Source organism: Leclercia sp. (assembly GCF_036780805.1).
In the GTDB taxonomy this organism is placed as follows: Bacteria; Pseudomonadota; Gammaproteobacteria; order Enterobacterales; family Enterobacteriaceae; genus Enterobacter.
Map to the genome: position 1 here is coordinate 289,785 of NZ_DAIQCE010000001.1, position 17,042 is coordinate 306,826.

Annotated in this window: 9 protein-coding genes; 1 reads left to right on the forward strand and 8 read right to left on the reverse strand. The window is 61.9% G+C overall.

Annotation, left to right across the window (positions count from 1 at the left end):
• Nucleotides 1-20: 20 nt before the first annotated feature.
• The 7 genes from baeR to yegD all read right to left on the reverse strand — a co-directional run bounded on the left by baeR (nucleotide 21) and on the right by yegD (nucleotide 12,648).
• Nucleotides 21-746 carry a two-component system response regulator BaeR gene (gene baeR, locus V7Q49_RS01255; RefSeq protein ID WP_333848923.1) on the reverse strand — a complete coding sequence of 242 codons (726 nt, stop codon included), beginning with the start codon at nucleotides 744-746 and terminating at the stop codon, nucleotides 21-23.
• Nucleotides 743-2,146: a two-component system sensor histidine kinase BaeS gene (baeS, locus tag V7Q49_RS01260; protein WP_333848925.1), complete on the reverse strand. Its 1,404-nt coding sequence runs from the start codon at nucleotides 2,144-2,146 to the stop codon at nucleotides 743-745. Before baeS ends, baeR begins: the two co-directional genes overlap by 4 nt.
• Nucleotides 2,143-3,558 (reverse strand): MFS transporter, encoded by a 1,416-nt coding sequence (locus V7Q49_RS01265; protein ID WP_333848927.1) that lies wholly within the window; start codon nucleotides 3,556-3,558, stop codon nucleotides 2,143-2,145. The genes baeS and V7Q49_RS01265 overlap by 4 nt, the downstream gene beginning before the upstream one ends.
• A complete protein-coding gene (mdtC, locus tag V7Q49_RS01270; RefSeq protein WP_333848928.1) occupies nucleotides 3,558-6,635 on the reverse strand; it encodes a multidrug efflux RND transporter permease subunit MdtC in 3,078 nt (1,025 codons plus the stop codon). The genes V7Q49_RS01265 and mdtC overlap by 1 nt, the downstream gene beginning before the upstream one ends.
• Nucleotides 6,636-9,761 (reverse strand): MdtB/MuxB family multidrug efflux RND transporter permease subunit, encoded by a 3,126-nt coding sequence (locus V7Q49_RS01275; protein ID WP_333848929.1) that lies wholly within the window; start codon nucleotides 9,759-9,761, stop codon nucleotides 6,636-6,638.
• Nucleotides 9,761-10,996 (reverse strand): MdtA/MuxA family multidrug efflux RND transporter periplasmic adaptor subunit, encoded by a 1,236-nt coding sequence (locus V7Q49_RS01280; protein WP_333848930.1) that lies wholly within the window; start codon nucleotides 10,994-10,996, stop codon nucleotides 9,761-9,763. The genes V7Q49_RS01275 and V7Q49_RS01280 overlap by 1 nt, the downstream gene beginning before the upstream one ends.
• A 299-nt stretch (nucleotides 10,997-11,295) precedes the next feature.
• A complete protein-coding gene (yegD, locus tag V7Q49_RS01285) occupies nucleotides 11,296-12,648 on the reverse strand; it encodes a molecular chaperone (RefSeq protein WP_333848931.1) in 1,353 nt (450 codons plus the stop codon).
• A 133-nt stretch (nucleotides 12,649-12,781) separates the two neighbouring features.
• Here yegD and alkA point away from each other — a divergent pair, with 133 nt between their 5' ends.
• Nucleotides 12,782-13,645, forward strand: a complete 864-nt coding sequence (gene alkA, locus V7Q49_RS01290; RefSeq protein ID WP_333848932.1) for a DNA-3-methyladenine glycosylase 2 — start codon at nucleotides 12,782-12,784, stop codon at nucleotides 13,643-13,645.
• Here alkA and V7Q49_RS01295 read toward each other — a convergent pair.
• Nucleotides 13,616-16,945: a diguanylate cyclase gene (locus V7Q49_RS01295; protein ID WP_333848933.1), complete on the reverse strand. Its 3,330-nt coding sequence runs from the start codon at nucleotides 16,943-16,945 to the stop codon at nucleotides 13,616-13,618. The two genes, alkA and V7Q49_RS01295, sit on opposite strands and share 30 nt — an antisense overlap.
• Nucleotides 16,946-17,042 lie beyond the last annotated feature (97 nt).

The window sequence follows — 17,042 nt, forward strand, 5'->3', positions numbered from 1 at the left end:
AGCGGGTCACTTTTCGCCTGTCACGAGCCGATCCGGCACGCATCCGCTTCCCAGCGATAACCCACGCCATACACCGCCCGAATAAACGACTGTTCCGCGTCGAGGGATTCCAGCTTACGCCGCAGGTTTTTGATATGGCTGTCGATAGTTCGGTCGGTCACCACCCGGTAGTCATCATACAGATGGTTCAGCAGCTGCTCGCGGGAGAAGACCTTGCCCGGCTCGTGCGACAGGATTTTCAGCAGGCGGAACTCGGCGGGGGTCAGATCCAGCAGCTTGCTGCGCCAGCTGGCTTGGAAACGGGCTTCGTCGATGATTAACGGACTTTCGGCATCCAGCGCCTGCAGCTCGCGCTGCGGTTTGCAGCGGCGCAGAATGGTTTTCACCCGTGCCACCACTTCACGCGGGCTGTAGGGTTTGCAGATGTAGTCATCGGCGCCGATCTCCAGCCCCAGCAGGCGGTCGATCTCTTCGATTTTGGCGGTCACCATCACAATCGGCACTTCAGAGAAGCGGCGGATTTCGCGGCACAGGGTCAGGCCGTCGGTGCCGGGCAGCATCAGATCGAGCAGGATCAGATCCGGCGGGGTCTGGCGCACATAGGGCAGAACCTGATCGCCGTGGCCGATCAGCGATGGGGCATAGCTTGCCGCCCTGAGATAGTCGATTAATAACTGCCCAAGCTTAGGCTCATCTTCCACGATCAGGATGCGGGGTGTGTTTTCGTCAATGGGTAACTCAGTCATACTTCTCTCGATAAATCGCGTTCCAGCGGTAGCTCTACTGTAATGCTAACCCCGCCAAAAGGCGAATGGGCGGTGCGGAGGGTACCCCCGTGGGCCTCGACGATGTTGACGCAGATCGCCAGCCCCAGACCGGATCCGCCGCTGGCGCGGTTGCGTGAGCCTTCGGTGCGATAAAAACGCTCAACAAGCCTGTTGAGCTGGTCGTCAGAGACGCCAGGGGCGGTGTCGGCAAAGGTCAGCGCAAAGCGGTGATCTTCACATTTGCCGGAAATACGGAGCGCGCCGCCCGCGTCGGTATAGCGCAGGCAGTTTTCCAGCAGGTTGTTGAAGAGCTGCATCAGCCGGTCGCGATCGCCAAACACCACCGCATTTTCCGGCAGCGACAGCTCAATGCGCAGGTCGCGGCTGGCGAAGCGTTCGCGGAACACGCCGCTCGCCATCTCCAGAATGTTAATCACATCGACGGGCGCTTTCTGGTAGGCCAGCGCCCCCTCGTCGGACATCGACAGCTGGTGCAGGTCGTCCACCAGCTTGGTAAGCGTGCCGACTTCCGCCTGCAATGAGGTGACTGATTCCGGGGTGAACTTGCGCACCCCGTCCTGGATCGCCTCCAGCTCGCCGCGCAGCACCGCCAGCGGGGTGCGCAGCTCGTGAGAGATATCGGCCATAAAATCCCGGCGCATCTGCTGGTTCTTCTCGAGGGTGCTGGCGAGCTGGTTAAAGTCCTGCGCCAGCTTGCCCAGCTCATCCTCGCTACGGGTATCCACCCGGGTGGAGAAATTGCCCGCCGCCAGCTGGTGGGTACCGTCCACCAGCCGTTTAACCGGGGCCAGCAGGCCACGCGCCAGCGGGAAGGTCGCCAGCGCCGCCAGCAGGGTGGAGAGGGCGACAATCAGCCAGCTGGTCTGGCGCTGCTGGCGGTCAAAGTTGATATCGGTATTGCGCGTCAGCCGTTCAACCGGAGAGGCAATCACCCAGCCGACGGCAGCCCCGTTCACCGTAATGGCCCGCTTCGTGCCGTCCGCCGGCACCGGGGCGCGCGGGCCGACCAGCACCCGCATCTCCTGGTCGATCACCCAGAACTGGGTGCGCCAGCCGTGCGGCGGCATGCCGGGGCCGGGGCGATCGTCGTCGGTGTCGTGCTCCAGCGAACGCAGGATCTGGAAGATAAACCGGTCATTATTGCGTAAAAAACGCCAGTTGCCGTGCAGGGCGTACTGCTCGGCCAGGGCATCGCTCAGGCCCTGTAAACGCTGCTCGTTACCGTGTTTGATGTAGTCGATAAAGCCGCGTTCAAAGCTGACCCGCACCGCCCAGTGCATGGTGATCAGCAATACGATGCAGGTGGCAAAGATGGCCAGAAACAGCTTGCCGGTAATGCCGGGCCGCCAGAACTTCATGGTTCACTCCTTTTGCGCCGCCTGATGACGACATTCTTGCTGGTATCATCCGGGACCCGGGCGAAAACAAAGGCCGGCAGGGCGATAATCACCGCCATGCTCAGGTAGGTGTAGAGGAACACCTGATGGACGACGGGGCTGTCTGCTGTCAGGTGGTGCTGGCCGTACATGCCCAGCAGCAGCCCGGCGATGGTGACGCCGACGCTCATCGACAGCTGCATGATCATCGACAGCAGGCTGTTGCCGCTGCTCGCCAGCTCGTCGGGCAGATCCTTCAGGGTCAGGGTGTTCATGGAGGAGAAGCGGATGGAGTTGACCATCCCCTGGCAGAACAGCACCAGCGGCAGAACGTAATACCAGCCGAGCAGCGCGATGCCCATAAACAGCAGGCTCACCAGCGCCAGCCCGAGGGTGGAGGCCACCAGCACCCGGCGATAGCCCAGCGCATTAACGACCTGGACCACAATGCGTTTCATCCCCATGCTGCCGAGCACCATCGGGATCATCATCAGACCGGCGTGGAACGGCGAAAAGCCGAGGCCAATCTGCAAAAATACCGGGGTCATAAACGGCAGCATCCCGCTGCCGATGCGCCCGGCAAAGCTGCCGAGCAGTCCCAGTCGATAAGTGGTATTGCGGAACAGGCTCAGGCTGAACAGGGCCCGATCGTTATCCCGCGCATGCCACAGATACCAGAGAATAGCGATCACGCCGATGGCGACCAGTCCGGCCAGCGACAGGGTGGAGATCCCCAGCCCTTTCTGGCCGTCGAGGGCTAGGGTGAGGGTCGCCATTCCCGCCGCCAGCAGGAAAAAACCCACCAGATCGAAGCGCCGGGTCTGCATTTTGTAGTTCGGCATCAGCCAGAGGGTGGCAATGGCCCCGATAATGCCCACCGGCAGGTTGATCAGGAAAATCCAGTGCCAGGAGGCATACTCCACCAGCATCCCGCCGAGCGCCGGGCCGAGCAATGGCCCCACCTGGCCGGGCAGGGTGACAAAGGTCATTGCCGCCATATACTGCTCGCGCGGGACGATCTTCATCACCGTCAGCCTGCCGACCGGCACCATCATCGCCCCGCCGACCCCCTGTAACACCCGGGACATCACCAGCTCGTTGAGGGTCTCCGCCCGGGCGCAGAACAGCGATCCGGCGGTAAACAGCACGATGGCGGTAAAGAAGATATTGCGCACCCCAACCTTGTCCGCCAGCCAGCCGCTGGCGGGCAGCATGACCGCCACCGTCAGCACATAGGCGACGATCACCATATGCATATGCAGCGGGCTCTCCCCCAGGCTTTGCGCCATCGAGGGGAGGGCGGTATTAACGATGGTCGTATCCAGGGCCTGCATAAAGAAGCCGAAGGCGACAATCCATAACTGCCAGCGAACGTTAGCGGGGAGATCCGTCATTAGCCAGTTACCGTCTCTTTCTGTTTACGTGAAAAACGCACCCGTAAGCGGTCAAAGAACAGATAGACCACCGGGGTGGTGTACAGCGTCAGCAGCTGGCTCATCACCAGCCCGCCGACAATGGTGATCCCCAGCGGCTGACGCAGCTCGGCGCCATCGCCGCTGGAGATCACCAGCGGCAGCGCGCCGAACAGCGCCGCCAGGGTAGTCATCATGATCGGGCGAAAACGCAGCAGGCAGGCCTGGAAGATCGCCTCCTGCGGGGTCATATTGCCGTTGCGCTGCGCCTCCAGCGCAAAGTCGACCATCATGATGGCGTTTTTCTTCACAATCCCGATTAACAGCATAATGCCAATCAGCGCGATCAGGCTGAACGGCGCGCCAAACAGCTCCAGCGCCAGCAGCGCCCCCACGCCCGCCGAGGGCAGGGTGGAGAGGATGGTTAGCGGATGGACGTAGCTCTCATACAGCACGCCGAGCACGATATAGACCGTGGCGATCGCCGCCAGAATCAGGATCACCTGCGAATTCATGGTCTCCTGGAACACCTGAGCGGTCCCGGCAAAGCTGCCGCGCACCGTTGACGGCACGCCGAGCTGGGTCATGGCGCGGTTGATGGCATCGCTGGCCTCAGACAGGGATTTACCGGTCGGCAGGTTAAACGACACCGTCGATGCCGCCGACAACCCCTGATGGTTCACCGACAGCGGCGCGTTCGACGGCTGCCAGCTGGCGAAGTAGGACAGCGGGATCGCCTTGCCGTCGTTATTAATCACGAACATCTTATCCAGCGCACTGATGTCCTGGGTATAGCGCGGATCGACCTCCATCACTACCTTGTACTGGTTCATCGGCTGATAGATGGTCGAGATCTGCCGCTGGCCGAAGGCGTTGTTCAGCAGGCTGTTGGCGGCGTTGACATCAATGCCCAGCCGCGACATGGTTTCGCGGTCATAGGTCAGGGCCATCTCCGCGCCGTTATCCTGCTGATCGGAGTTCACGTCCGCCAGCTCCGGCAGGGCCGCCAGCGCCTTGCGGATCTTCGGCTCCCACTCTCTAAGCGCCGCCAGATCGTCCGACAGCAGGGTGTACTGGTAGCTGGCGTTCGACTGACGCCCGCCGACGCGGATATCCTGCACCGCCACCAGGAACATGTTTGCCCCCGGCTCTTTGGCGAGCTTACCCCGCAGGCGGTCGATCACCTGCTGGGCGGTTTCGTTGCGCACATCGCGCGCCTTGAGGGTGATAAACATCATCCCGCTGTTGACCCGCGAGCCGCCGGTAAAGCCGGTGACGTTATCCACGGCCGGATCTTCACGGATGATCTTCATGAAATCCTGCAGTTTGCCACGCATCGCCTGGAAGGAAATGCTCTGGTCGGCCTGGATCCCGCCCATCAGCACCCCGGTGTCCTGCTCCGGGAAGAAGGTTTTCGGGATGGTGATGTACATCCAGACGTTAAGCGCGATGGTGCCGATCAGCACCAGCCCGACGATCCGGGTGTGGTTCAGCACCCATTTCAGCGATTTGCCGTAGCCCGCCTGCAGCGCCATCAGCATCCGGCCAAAGCCTCTCTTGCGTGGCTGCGACTGGGGCGGGCTGCGCTTGAGCATCCAGCCGCACATCATCGGCGTCAGGGTTAAGGAGACTAACAGCGAAATACCGATCGCCACCGACAGGGTGACGGCGAACTCTCGGAGCAGTCGCCCCGGCAGGCCGTCCATCAGCAGCAGCGGCAGGAACACCGCCACCAGCGACAGGCTCATGGAGAGCACCGTAAAGCCCACCTCCCGGCTGCCCTGCAACGCCGCCTGCAGCGGCTTCATTCCCGCCTCGAGGTGGCGGGAGATGTTCTCCAGCACCACGATGGCGTCGTCCACCACAAAGCCGGTGGCGATGGTCAGGGCCATCAGTGACAGGTTGTTGAGGCTAAAGCCGCACAGGTACATGGCGGCGAAGGTGCCGATCAGCGACACCGGGACCGCCACCGCCGGGATCAGCGTCGCCCGACCGGAGCGCAGGAACAGGAACACCACCAGGATCACCAGCGCCACAGAGATGAGCAGCGATTGCTCCACCTCCTCCAGCGAGGCGCGAATGGTCGGTGAACGGTCCTGGGCAATCTGCAGATCGATGGCCGCGGGAATGGTCTCCTGCAGCTCCGGCAGACGGGCGCGAATGCTGTTCACCGTCTCAATAATGTTGGCTTCCGGCAGCTTGCGGATCATCAGCAAAATCGCCGGTTTGGCGTTGGTCATCCCGGCGTTACGTACGTCCTGCACCGAGTCGGTGACGCTCGCCACGTCGCTTAAGCGCACCGCCGCGCCGTTGTTGTAGTGGATGATTAAGGGCTGATATTCTGCCGCGGTTTTCAGCTCGTCGTTGGTCTGGATCTGCCAGCGATGGCTGCCATCCTCCACCGACCCCTGAGGTCTGCGCACGTTGGCGTTGCTGATGGCGCTGCGCACGTCATCCAGCGAGACGCCCTGATTAAACAGCGCCTGCGGGTTGAGCCCCACGCGCACCGCGGGAAGGGAGCTGCCGCCGACGTCGACATCGCCCACGCCGTCGATCTGGGCGATGGTCTGCGCCAGCTGGGTGGAGGCGAAGTCGTACAGCTGCCCCTGGGAGTGGGTATCCGAGGTGAGCGTCAGGATCATGATCGGCGCATCGGACGGGTTGGCTTTGCGGTAGGTCGGCCGGCTCGGCATCCCGCTCGGGAGCAGGCTTTGCGCAGCGTTGATCGCCGCCTGCACGTCGCGCGCCGCGCCGTTGATGTCGCGGTTAAAGTTGAATTCCAGAATGATGCGCGTGCTGCCGAGCGAGCTGCTGGAGGTCATCTCGTTAACCCCGGCAATGCGCCCCAGCGAGCGCTCCAGCGGCGTCGCTACCGACGAGGCCATGGTCTCCGGCGAGGCCCCGGGGAGCGAGGCGCTGACCATGATCACCGGGAAATCCACCTGCGGCAGCGGGGCCACCGGCAGCAGCCGGAAGCCGAGCACGCCGCAAAGGGTGATGGCCAGCGAAATCAAAATCGTCGCCACCGGGCGGTAAATGAAGAGGGCAAAAAACTTCACTTACGCCTCCTCTTCTTCACGTTTCGGGAAACGGCTTTTGCTCCACAGCGCCAGGCGGTCAAACAGCAGATAGATCACCGGGGTGGTAAACAGGGTTAACACCTGGCTCACCAGCAGCCCGCCGACCATGCCGATCCCTAACGAACGGCGCAGCTCCGCGCCGACGCCCGTGCTCAGCATCAGCGGCAGGGCACCGAGCAGCGCGGCGAGGGTTGTCATCAGGATCGGGCGGAAACGCAGCAGGCAGGCCTGGTAGATCGCCTCGCGCGGCGGCATGCCCTGCTCGCGCTCGGCGGCGAGGGCAAAGTCGATCATCATGATGGCGTTCTTCTTGACGATACCGATCAGCAGAATGATGCCGATGATGGCAATCACGTCCAGCTCGCTGCCCGCCAGCATCAGCGCCAGCAGGGCCCCCACACCCGCGGTCGGCAGGGTGGAGAGAATGGTGATCGGGTGGATAAAGCTCTCGTACAGCACCCCCAGCACGATGTACATCGCCACCACCGCGGCGACAATCAGCCAGATGGTGCTCCCGAGCGCCGCCTGGAACGCCAGGGTGCTGCCCTGGAATTTGGTCTGAATGTCGGTCGGGAAGCTGAGGTTTTTCTCCGCGTCGGTGATCGCCTGCACCGCTTCGCCCAGCGAGTATTCATCCGGGACGTTAAACGAGATGGTGGTGGACGGGAACTGATCCAGATGGTTCACCGCCAGCGGGGTATAGCGCTCCTCCACTTTGGCAATCGCGCTCAACGGCACAATGCCGCCGCTGCTGCTGGTCAGACGCACCGAATCCAGCGCCGCCAGCCCTGGCGTCTGTCGGGTGTCGTGCTCCAGCACCACCCGGTACTGGTTAGCCTGGGTGTAGATGGTGGAGATCAGGCGCTGGCCGAAGGCGTTGTACAGCGCGTTATCCACATCCGCCATGGAGATCCCCAGCCGGCTGGCGCTGTCGCGGTCGACGTTGATGTATGCCGCCAGACCTTTGTCCTGCCAGTCGCTGCTGACGTCGGAGAGCTGCGGCAGCTGCTGTAGCTCATCTACCAGCTGCGGTACCCAGGTGCTGAGGGCGTCGAGGCTGGTGGCCTGCAGGGTGAACTGATACTGGGTGCGGCTCACCGTGGTGTCGATGGTCAGATCCTGCGTCGGCTGCAAATACAGCTCCACCCCTGGCACCTTCGCCACCGCGCTCTGCAAGCGTTCGATCACCGTGTTAACCCGGTCGTCGCGGTCGTCCAGCGGCTTGAGGTTGATCTGCAGGCGGGCGCTGTTGAGCGACGGGTTAGTGCCATCGACGCCGACAAAGGAGGTCAGGCTCTCCACCGCCGGATCTTTCATGATTGCTTCCGAGACCGCCTGCTGGCGCTGGGCCATGCTGGCGAAGGAGACCGACTGCGGGGCCTGCAGGGTGCCCTGAATAATGCCGTTATCCTGGATCGGGAAGAAGCCTTTCGGGATCATCACCCACAGCAGCACGCTCAGGGCCAGGGTGCCCAGCGCCACGCCGAGGGTGGCCCACGGGTGGTTCAGCACTTTTGCCAGCATGCGGCCGTAGGCGGCAATAATGCGCTCGAACATCCGCTCTGAGGCGCGGGAGAAGCGGTTCTGCTTGCGCAGGGACTCGTGGCTCAGCATGCGGGCGCACATCATCGGGGTCAGGGTCAGGGAGACCACCGCCGAAATGAGGATCGCCACCGCCAGGGTCACTGCAAACTCGCGGAACAGGCGTCCGACGATATCGCCCATAAACAGCAGCGGGATCAGCACCGCAATCAGCGAGAAGGTCAGGGAGATAATGGTAAAGCCAATCTCCCCGGCCCCTTTCAGCGCCGCCGCCAGCGGTTTTTCGCCTTTTTCGATATAGCGGGAGATGTTCTCGATCACCACGATGGCGTCATCCACCACAAAGCCGGTGGCGATGGTCAGGGCCATCAGCGTCAGGTTGTTGATTGAGAAGTCGAGGAACACCATCACCGCGAAGGTACCCACCAGCGACAGCGGCACCGCCACGGCGGGAATGATGGTCGCGGGAACGTTGCGCAGGAACAGGTAGATGATCATCACCACCAGCGCTATCGCCAACATCAGCTCAAACTGGGTGTCGCTGACCGAGGCGCGAATGTTGGTGGTGCGATCCGACAGCACCTTGACGCTCACCGACTTCGGCAGGCTGTCGATAAGCGTTGGCAGCATGGTGCGAATGCTGTCGGCGGTATCGATGATGTTCGCCCCCGGCTGGCGCTGGACGTTCATTACGATCGCCTGCTGCTTGTTGGCCCAGGCACCGAGCCAGCTGTTTTCTGCCCCTTGTTCGACGGTGGCGACATCTCCTAAGCGGATCGCCGCCCCGTTCTGGTAAGCGACAATCAGCTGACGATACTCATCCGCGGACTGCATCTGGTCGTTGGCGGAGAGCGTCACCGCCCGGGTCGGGCCATCGAGCGAGCCTTTCGCCGAGTTGACGTTGGCGTTGCTGATGGCGGTGCGGATGGTTTCGCTGGTTAAGCCCAGAGAGGCAATCGCCTGGGCGTTCAGCTTCACGCGAACCGCCGGACGCTGGCCGCCGGAGATGGTCACCAGCCCGACGCCGGAGACCTGGGAAATCTTCTGCGCCACCCGGGTTTCCACCATGTCTTCGACCTGGGTCATCGGCATGGCGGAGGAGGTGACGGCGAGGGTCATGATCGGCGGATCCGCAGGATTCACCTTACTGTAGACCGGCGGGTTAGGCAGGTCGGACGGCAGCAGGTTGGTGGCGGCGTTGATTGCGGCCTGCACCTCCTGCTCGGCGACGTCCAGCGACAGGCTGAGCTGGAACTGTAGGGTCACCACCGACGCGCCGCCTGAACTCTGGGAGGACATCTGCTTCAGGCCGGACATCTGGCCAAACTGGCGCTCCAGCGGGGCGGTGATCGCCGAGGTCACCACATCCGGGCTGGCGCCAGGGTAGAGCGTCACCACCTGAATGGTGGGGTAATCCACTTCCGGCAGGGCAGAGACCGGCAGGAAGCGGTAGCCAATGATCCCCGCCAGCAGGATCGCCACCATCAGCAGGGTGGTGGCGACAGGGCGCAGGATAAACAGACGTGACGGCCCGCCTGTAGAGCTCGGGGGCATCACCTGCATCAGGCGTTCTCTCCCTGTTTTTTATGGTCGCGTTTTGCCGGCTGGGCAGGGGTGTCGGCGTGGGCTTCCACCACTTCCACTTTCGCCCCTTCGGTCAGACGGTCGATACCGTCGGTCACCACGCGGTCGCCCGCCGACAGCCCGGCGGCAATCACCACGCTCTGGCTGTCCTGAATGCCCGGTTTCACCAGATGCTTGCTGACTTTGTTGTCGCTGTTCAGCACCCAGACGAAGTTGCCTTCGTTACCCATCTGCAGCGCCGCGGTTGGGATCACTACCGCGTTCTCTTCGGTAGCCACCAGCATCCGGGCGTTAACAAACTGGTTCGGGAACAGGGCATCGTCCTGATTGTTGAAGCGCGCTTTCAGCTTGATGGTGCCGGTAGTGGTGTCGATCTGGTTGTCGAGGCTCAGCAGGGTGCCATCGCTCAGCTTCTGCTTGTTGGCCCGATCCCAGGCTTCCACCGTTAAGCTCTGCCCGGCTTTCTGCGCCTGGATCACGGTGGCGATATCGCTTTCCGGCAGGGTAAACACCAGATCGATCGGGTGGGTCTGGGTAAGCACCACGATCCCGGTGGTATCTCCGCTGGAGATCTGGTTGCCGATATCCACCTGCTTTAAGCCCACGCGCCCGTCGATAGGGGCGGTAATGCGGCTCCAGTCGAGCTGGAGCTGCGCGCTGGCAACCGCGGCTTGATCCGCTTTAATGGTGCCGAGGCTTTCGCTAACCAGCGCCTGCTGGGCGTCAAGCTCCTGGCGGGAGACGAGGTTGGTTTTCACCAGCTGTTGATAACGGGCCAGATCGCGGCGGGCATTGGCGAGGGTGGCGGTGTCTTTCGCCAGCTGTCCCTGGGCCTGGGCCAGCGCCACTTTGAACTGGCTGGGATCGACTTCGGCCAGCAGATCGCCGGCTTTCACCTGTTGCCCTTCCTGGAAGTGCAGGGCGATCAGCTGCCCGTCGACGCGGCTGCGCACGGTGACGGTGTTGGCGGCGGTAATGGTCCCGAGCCCGGACAGATACCGCGGCACGGATTTACTCACTGCGGTAGCAGCCTGCACCGGGGCCAGCGGACCGCTGCGCATCCCGTGGCGTCCACCACCGCCCGCCGGGCGCTGCGCCTGGCTGGACGCACCGGCAGGGGCCGAAGACTGTTGATGCCAGTACCACGCGGCGGCAAGGGCCACCACAATGATGCCAGCGGCGATTACCCAGCGGGATTTATTGCGGCCTTTCATCGTTATACGTACTCATCCTGAAACTGTGCGGAAAATAATACTAGTTTAGTAAGGCAATGGAGCAGAAAAATGGAGGAAATATGGAAGACTGTCTGGAATTGTCTGAATGGAGGCGGTGCGGCCTGGTTGCCGGGTGGCGGCTGCGCCTTACCCGGCCTACGGGAGGTAAAAGCAAAACGGCAACGCGCGTTGCCGTTTGTAGGGTTTTCTCCCTCTCCCCGTGGGAGAGGGCGGGGTGAGGGCAACAGACCGCACCAGACGTAGGCCGGGCAAGCGCAGCGCCGCCCGGCATTTCCACCCTAGCTAAAGACCACCTGCGCCCAGCGGGCCAGCCCGGCGGTGACGGAGCCGAAATCATCGCCCCCGGCAATCGGGATGCCCGGCAGCTGCTGCGCCAGCGCTTTTTTGATCAGCGGTGAACGGGCGCTACCCCCGGTCAGGTAAATGACGTCCGGCTTTTCGTTGCCATTATCCAGCGCCAGCTGCACCTGTTCCAGAATGCGCTGTAACGGCTGAGCAAGCGCCGCTTCCAGCCCCTGCTGGCTGATGGCCGTCGCCAGCTCATCGCTGATAAACGGCAGCGTCACGGCGTGCTCTGCGGCCTCGGAGAGGGCGATTTTGCTCTCTTCCGCGCTGCGCACCATCCGGTAGCTCAGGCGCTGGCGCCACACTTTATGCAGCAGCGCCACTTTGTCGCCGTCCTGGGCGTCGCGGACCAGGTCGTTAAGGAAACGCCCGTTGGCGACGCTGTAGAAATCGCTTTGCGCCGGCACGTCGTTGATTGCCACGGCGTTCCACCACGGCAGGATCGGCAGGGCAGTGCCTTTTTCGGTCTGGCCGCCCATGCCGAGCAGCGGCATCAGGCTGCGGAAGGCCAGGGCGATATCGAGGTCGTTACCGCCGATACGGCAGCCGCTGTGCCCCAGCAGGCTGGTTTCGCGATCCCGGCGCTGGTGCCACTCCGGGCCCATCAGCAGCAGCGAGCAGTCGGTGGTCCCGCCGCCGATATCGACGACCAGCACCCGTTTTTCACTGCTCAGCGTCGCTTCAAAATCCAGACCGGCGGCAACCGGCTCATACTGGAACACCACGTCGCGGAATCCGGCACGCTGGGCGGCACGCTCGAGGATCCCCTGCGCCTGCTGGTTGGCCTCATCGCCCCCCAGCCCCTGGAAGTTGATCGGACGGCCAATCACCGCCTGGGTAATCTCTTCCGTCAGCTGGGACTGCGCCTGCTGGCGGATATGCAGCATCATGGCGCAGACCAGATCTTCAAACAGCGCCACCTGCTGCGGCTTCAGACCACTCGCGCCGAGGAAGGATTTTGGCGACTTAACGAAGTACACCTCCTCCGGATCCTCAATGTAGTGGCCCAGCGACGACAGGCCAAACTGCACGCTGCCCGGGGTCACGTCGATATCTTCATCGCGGTTAAAGTTGACCGCGCGGCGCAGCAGCGCCTGGGTTTCCGCGCCGGTGGCCGGAACCTGGTGATGGCGGTACAGCCACTCGCTCACCGCCTCGCGGGTCGGTGCGCAGAGCATCGACGGCAGCAGCGTGCTGTTGTTTTCCATTTTCAGCAGCTGCGGCTGCCCGTTTTGCATTACCGCTACTGAGCAGTTGGCGGTGCCATAGTCAAATCCGATAAACACGTCAGCGTCCCCATGCCATTGAGAAGGGGCGAGACTTTAGCGAAATGTCAGGCTGGCGACAACTGGAATATGAAAGCAAGGCACAACCCGCCATCTCCGTTTATGCTGTGACAGGACAAAAAAAGGAGCGACGATGTTTACCCTCACCTGGCAGCCGCCCTACGACTGGCAATGGATGTTGAAATTTCTTGGCGATCGTGCGGTCGCCGGGATTGAAATCGTGACCGCCACCGACTACACCCGCAGCTTTGCCTGGCAGGGCTATCGCGGGCTGATCCACGTCACGCCGCAATCCGGGGGCACGCTGGAGGTGGTGCTCAGCGACGGGCTGTTGCCGATTGCCGATCTCTGCCTGGCGCGCATTACCCGCCTGTTCGATCTGCAGTGCGATCCGCAGCAGATCGCCGCCGCGTTGGGCAGCCTCGGGGCCGCGCGGCCCGGTCTGCGTCTGCCGGGATCGGTTGATACCTGGGAGCAGGGCGTGCGGGCGATCCTCGGCCAGCTGGTCAGTGTGGCGATGGCCGCGAAGCTGACCGCGAAGCTGGTGGCGCTCTGCGGCGAACCTCTGCCGGAGGCACCGGGCTATCGCTGTTTCCCGGAACCTGCCGCGGTGGCGGGGGCCGATCCGCTGGCGCTGAAGGCGCTGGGCATGCCGCTTAAGCGCGCTGAATCGCTGATTCATCTCGCGCAGTCGGTGGTGGCGGGGGATTTCCCGTCGGAGGCCCCGGAGGATATTGAAAGCGCGATAAAAGCCCTCCAGACCCGGCCGGGGATCGGTCGCTGGACGGCGAACTACTTTGCCCTGCGCGGGTGGCAGGCAAAAGATGTCTTTCTGGCGGATGATTATCTGATCAAGCAGCGCTTTGCCGGGATGACCCCGGCGCAAATACGTCGCTATGCCGAACGCTGGCAGCCGTGGCGCTCGTACGCTCTGCTGCACATCTGGTATACCGACGGCTGGACACCGTCAGTTGATACCGAAATAACTGGTATTTAGCAGGAGTTCCAGCGGCTGCGGCTCGCCGATGGTATTACCGAAGATGTAGTCGATGCCAATGCCGGAGAGGGTGTCCATCATGATCGGCTGATTGCTCGGTCCGGCAATGGTCTTGATGCCCAGGCGGCGGGCATGGCCCTGGATAATAGTCACCAGCATCTCATCCATCAGATTGCCGTGGACGTTCACCACCAGCTCCGGATCGAGGAGCAGGTAATCGGCCATCTGCGCGCTCAGGTGGTTGAACACCTCCATATCGCGGCCCACATGGCTCAGGATAATCTGGCATCCGGCCTGGCGCAGTTTATACAGGTTGTTGTGGGTGTGCTCATCCTCCAGCGTCAGCACGCTGACGTGCACCACCAGATGCAGCAGCCGCGGCTGTAGCGGGCTGGCGCTCAGCATCTCCAGCAGTTCATCCACCAGCGTGGCGCTGGCGAGACCGGCCATCGACAGCGGCAGGGCGACTCCGGTGCCTTTGCTGGTCAGTGGCGTGGCGAAATTGCGGAAAAACTCCTGCAATATACGTCTGTCGAGGGCGTGAACCAGCTCCGGCTCAGCCAGCCCGGCCCGGAAGGCCTGCTCTTCCAGCATCTCGCCGTCGTTGGTCCACAGACGCAGGGCCAGCATCCAGAAAGTGCTGCTCTCAGGGATGCGCGGTGAGGCGACGCTGCGGGCAATCATCAACAGATGATTGTCTTTAATCATGTGCCACTGCTCGTCGAGAGAGATGGTGCCCGGGGCGTTGTGCATCCGTTCCTGCTGCGGTTCATACACCGTCACCACGCCGCGACCGTTGTTTTTCGAGGAGTAGCAGGCGATATCGGCCTGCGACATCACCTCTGAGGCCTGATTGTTGCGCTCGTCAATCTGGGTGATCCCGGCGCTGGCGCCAATCCGGTGCAGGCGGCCTTCCCACATAAAGTGATAGTCGTTGATGGCGTCAATGATGCGACCGGCAATGTAGCGCGCGCTTTCGGTATTGCAATCCGGCAGCAGCAGGCCGAACTCGTCCCCGCCCAGGCGCGCCAGCATGTCGGTGGAGCGCAGCATGCTCAGCATCAGCGACGATAGCTCCCGCAGCAGGGCATCCCCCGCGGCGTGGCCTGCGGTGTCGTTGACCGCCTTAAAGCGGTCGAGATCGATAAACACCAGCGCATGACGCTGACGGGTATCCTGCACGGTGTGCAGCATCCGCTTGAGGTAGGCCTCAAAGCTGACGCGGTTCGCCAGGTGGGTGAGGGCATCGTGAGAGGCGTTATAGCTCAGCTCGCGCAGCATTTTCCGCGATTCGGTGACGTCCTGAATGACCAGCACCGAGCCGATATTTTGCCCGTCGAGGGTGCTGAGCGGCGTAATGCTGTAATGGATGTCGAAGCTGCCGCCGCTGCGGCTGTGTAGCACCACGTCCTGCTCTATGTCGGTCCGGGACATATCCCCGCTATGAATGTTCTCCATCAGCGGGCCGTTATCCCCGAAGGTAATATGCAGCACCGAGAGGATCGGTTGCCCCAGCGCATCCTGCTGCAGCCAGCCGCTCATCTTCTCCGCCACCGGGTTCATAAAGGTGACGTTCATATTCACGTCGGTACAGAGCACCGCTTCACCGATCGAGTCGAGGGTAATATGCAGACGCTCTTTTTCCTGGAACAGCGCCTCATTCAGCTCTTTGACTTCGGTCATGTCCATATTAATGCCGAGCAAGCGTTCCACTTCACCCTGCTTATTCAGCACCCGGTTCGCCAGGGCGCGGATGTGGCGAATGCCATCTTTTACCCGGATGCGGAACTCCAGCTTGAACGGCACGCGGGCCGCCAGCGAATCGCGCACCACCTGTTCCGCCTGGGCGCGATCTTCCGGCAGCATGCACTCGTGCCACAGCTGCCAGGTGGGTTTGACGTGCGCAGGCACTTCGTACAGCTCGAACATCCGTTTGTCCCAGCTGATGACGTTAGGTTTCACGTCCCACTCCCAGATGCCGATCCCGCCCGCTTCGTTAGCGAGGGTAATACGCTCCATCAGGCGCTTATTGACCCATTCGGTATGTTTAAGATCGTTAATATCTTCGATCTGGGCGATAAAATAGAGCGGGGTGCCGTCGGCGTGACGCACCAGCGACACCGCCAGCAGGGCCCAGACCACCTCACCATTACGGGTGTAGTAGCGTTTCTCCAGCGAGTAGCTGTTGATTTGGCCTTTTAATAACTGGTCCAGCTGCTGCAGATCGCTTTCCAGATCTTCCGGCCAGGTTAACTGCTGGAAGTTAAGGGAACGCAGCTCTGACTGGCTGTAGCCGAGGAACTGACACAGGGCCTTGTTCGCCTGCAGCCACTGCCCGTCGGTGCTCACCAGCGCCATGCCGATAACGGAATACTCCATCGCATTCCGGAAGCGCTCTTCGCTCTCGGTGATGTGCTTACGCTCGGCGCGAAACGCGTACATCACCATGGTCATGACGTTAGCGGGGAGCAGCATCATCAGGAACGGCAGCCAGGGGGCGTTGATCATCGCGCTGGCATTCTGCGTCGTCAGCGGGATAGGGTTTTTGGCGATCATCAACGACACCGTCATCACCGTAACGAGGAAGACCAGGAAGGCTTCGAGGCGCGGCAGGCGCACGGCGCTCCACATCAGCAGAACAATAATGGCCGTGAACGGCCACGGCAGAAACTGCAGGGAGATCCAGCTCAGAACCAGCGTCACCGCCATGGTCAGCAGGGTTTCAAGCAGTAACCGGGGATTGCGGTGACGCAGAAGATAGTGCGGTTTGAACAGCAGGCCTAAAGGCACCAGCGCCAGCGAGCCGATGGACTCCGACAGCACCCAGACCAGAAAAGTGCGCAGCGGCTCGTCGCTCGGCACCAGCAGATACATCAGCACCCCGCCCAGCAGGGGAGGGATCACCGCGCTGCCGATCGCCAGACGGAGCCAGTCGCCCAGGTTCTGCAGCGGATTGTAGCTGGGCAGCAGTTTACGCAGCAGCAACGCGCCAACGAAAGCTTCCACAATATTGATGGTGATGTACCAGGGATTGACCGTCCCCCAGGAGTAAATCAGCGAGGAAGCAAGGAGGTTTCCGAGGGTGCAGGCGAGGGCGATCCCGGGCCACATCTTCCCGGCGTGGCGGTAAAACGCCACCATCATAATAGAGGTCGGGAACCATAAAGGTGCCAGAAAAGTTCCGAAACGCGTGAGTTCGAGCGAGAACAGAGTGAAGATGAAGGTAACCAGACCAAGACTGACAAGCCGTAGTAAAGGATGTGGCGTAGTTACCAAAACGCGCTGGTATTTTTTATTCATTACCGCTTTATCCGAAGACGCCATGCCGCCAGGAGCCAACTCCGGACGAGTTCATTTCTAATTTGAATCATGCTAGTACAAACAATTTACAATTAAT

Excerpts from the sequence above, each read along its gene's own strand:
- baeR (WP_333848923.1), bottom strand. The coding sequence starts at position 746 with ATGACTGAGTTACCCATTGACGAAAACACACCCCGCATCCTGATCGTG.
- alkA (WP_333848932.1), top strand. The coding sequence starts at position 12,782 with ATGTTTACCCTCACCTGGCAGCCGCCCTACGACTGGCAATGGATGTTG.
- V7Q49_RS01265 (WP_333848927.1), bottom strand. The coding sequence starts at position 3,558 with ATGACGGATCTCCCCGCTAACGTTCGCTGGCAGTTATGGATTGTCGCC.
- V7Q49_RS01280 (WP_333848930.1), bottom strand. The coding sequence starts at position 10,996 with ATGAAAGGCCGCAATAAATCCCGCTGGGTAATCGCCGCTGGCATCATT.
- baeS (WP_333848925.1), bottom strand. The coding sequence starts at position 2,146 with ATGAAGTTCTGGCGGCCCGGCATTACCGGCAAGCTGTTTCTGGCCATC.
- V7Q49_RS01295 (WP_333848933.1), bottom strand. The coding sequence starts at position 16,945 with ATGAATAAAAAATACCAGCGCGTTTTGGTAACTACGCCACATCCTTTA.
- V7Q49_RS01275 (WP_333848929.1), bottom strand. The coding sequence starts at position 9,761 with ATGCAGGTGATGCCCCCGAGCTCTACAGGCGGGCCGTCACGTCTGTTT.